This window comes from Bacillus sp. FJAT-29790 (assembly GCF_019039215.1).
Lineage (GTDB): Bacteria > Bacillota > Bacilli > Bacillales > Cytobacillaceae > Cytobacillus.
Window position 1 is genome coordinate 2,202,222 of sequence record NZ_JAHNZZ010000001.1, and the last position, 1,924, is coordinate 2,204,145.

The 1,924-nt window shown below is 39.0% G+C and carries 1 protein-coding gene; it reads right to left on the reverse strand.

Annotated elements, in window-relative coordinates; all coding sequences use genetic code 11:
- Window positions 1-1,788 (reverse strand): IS1182 family transposase (locus tag BGM26_RS10455; protein WP_254119214.1); only part of this gene is annotated, 1,788 nt, incomplete at its 3' end.
- Window positions 1,789-1,924: the final 136 nt, after the last annotated feature.

The window sequence follows — 1,924 nt, forward strand, 5'->3', positions numbered from 1 at the left end:
GGGGCTGTCTAATAAGTCCCTAAAATAAAACAGGTGGAGAAAAACGAGTCGTTTTTCTCCACCTGTTTTTATGTTTTTACTTATTTTTCTCGAAAGTAGCTGGCGGATGCCTGCTACTTTCAGTAGGTTGTGGGCTAATGCCACAATCCCAAATTCTGTGTGGACCTTCTCGAGGCCACGCAGTAAAAATCTGCGGAACGACCGATTGCCCTTGATGTGGCCAAAAACACTCTCTACATCAATTTTACGTTGCGCGTAGATGCGTGATTTCGTTTCACATTCAAGGGCTGCTTTGGCCTTTGCCTTCATTTCTTCAAAAATGGGGTTCCATTGTACTTGGCGATTGCCTTTGGCTTTTGTACAGAGTGCTTTCAGTGGACAATCCGAACAGTCTTCGCATTCGTACACTTTCAAACTTTGTTCGTAACCCGAGGCATTTTTCTTCTTCAAATATCTTTTAAATTCGACTTTCCGGAAGTTTGGACAAATAAAATGATCCTCTTTTTCGTGGTAAGCCCAATTCTTCGCATGTTTAATGTTCTTCTTATAGCTTCGTGACTTTTCCTTTAGGTACATTCCGTACGGAATAAGGAAGTCAAAACGAGGTTCTTTTTCATCACCCATCGCATACAGATAATTTTCTTCACTTCCATAACCCGCATCGGCTATCACCGTTTTTGGCATCGGCAAACTAGACGCTGCTAGGTTCTCTAAGTGTGGAATGAAACATCGTGTATCGGTTGGACGTTGATGCATTGAGTAAAATAAAATGAATTGATTTTCTGTTGCCATTTGAACATTATAAGCTGCTTTTAATTGTCCGTTTTTCATGTGGTCATCTTTCATTCGCATAAATGTCGCGTCATGGTCTGTTTTGGAAAAGCTGTTACGGTCGCCGTAGATTTCATGTTGTTGTCTATATTTATCCATGCGAGGTAAAAAGTTTTCGCGAATCAGTTTTAATGGTCTCTTTAACACACTTCGGTGTGAACGGATTTCTTTACGTACTGTGGCATCTTCTTCTGCTTCAATCGCGTCCGTTAAAGTGGTTACTTGTCCTTCTAATTCCTGCGCAATGATTTCTAATTGTTCCGGGGTTACGTCTTCTTTGACGTCTTTAATTCTGGATTGAATCAACTCAGATTCCGCTACTTCTTGAATATGTTGAATCGTTTCTTGAATTTTTTCTTTCAGCTTTCCCTCGAAATTCTTCGTTGCTTTTTTCCACACAAAGGAATACTTATTGGCATCGGCTTCAATCTTTGTCCCATCCAAAAAGTAGTTTTCCATTGTAATATAGTTTTGCTCGATAAGTAACTGAATCATTTCTTCAAATAGCGAATCCATCATGTTTTTTAATTGCTGTGAGCGGAAGCGATTAATTGTACGATGATCGGGTTCTTGTCCAGCTGCGAGCCATTTTGCGGGAATATTTTCGCCGAGTAAATTTTCAATGCCTCGTGAGGAATAGACTTTATTGGAATACGCGTAAAGAATCACTTTCGTCATCATCTTCGGATGGAATGAGCTTCTTCCACCGCCTTTATAATGAGAAAAGAAAACTTCGTCTTCAATAGACTCAATCATTTCATCAATTACACGTGATACGTGGTTACTTGGGATCAAATCTTGAATATCGAAAAGAGAAATTACTTGTTGGTTATTGTATGGAATAAAAGTAGGTGCGCAATTTCCTTTTTTAGAAACGCAAGTTTCCTCCTGAATTTCCAGTGGAAGTGAAGTTTGTTCAGTGATATAATTTTGATTAGTAATCTTTGGATTGCACATAAAAAATCGTCCTTTCTAAATGTTGGTGTAGGAACTTTCATTTTACAAGAAGTGACGATTTTTTTGTACCCATTTTTAATAACGAAAAGAGGGCTGCCCTCAAAAGTCATTTTTGATGACTTTTGGGACAGCCCCT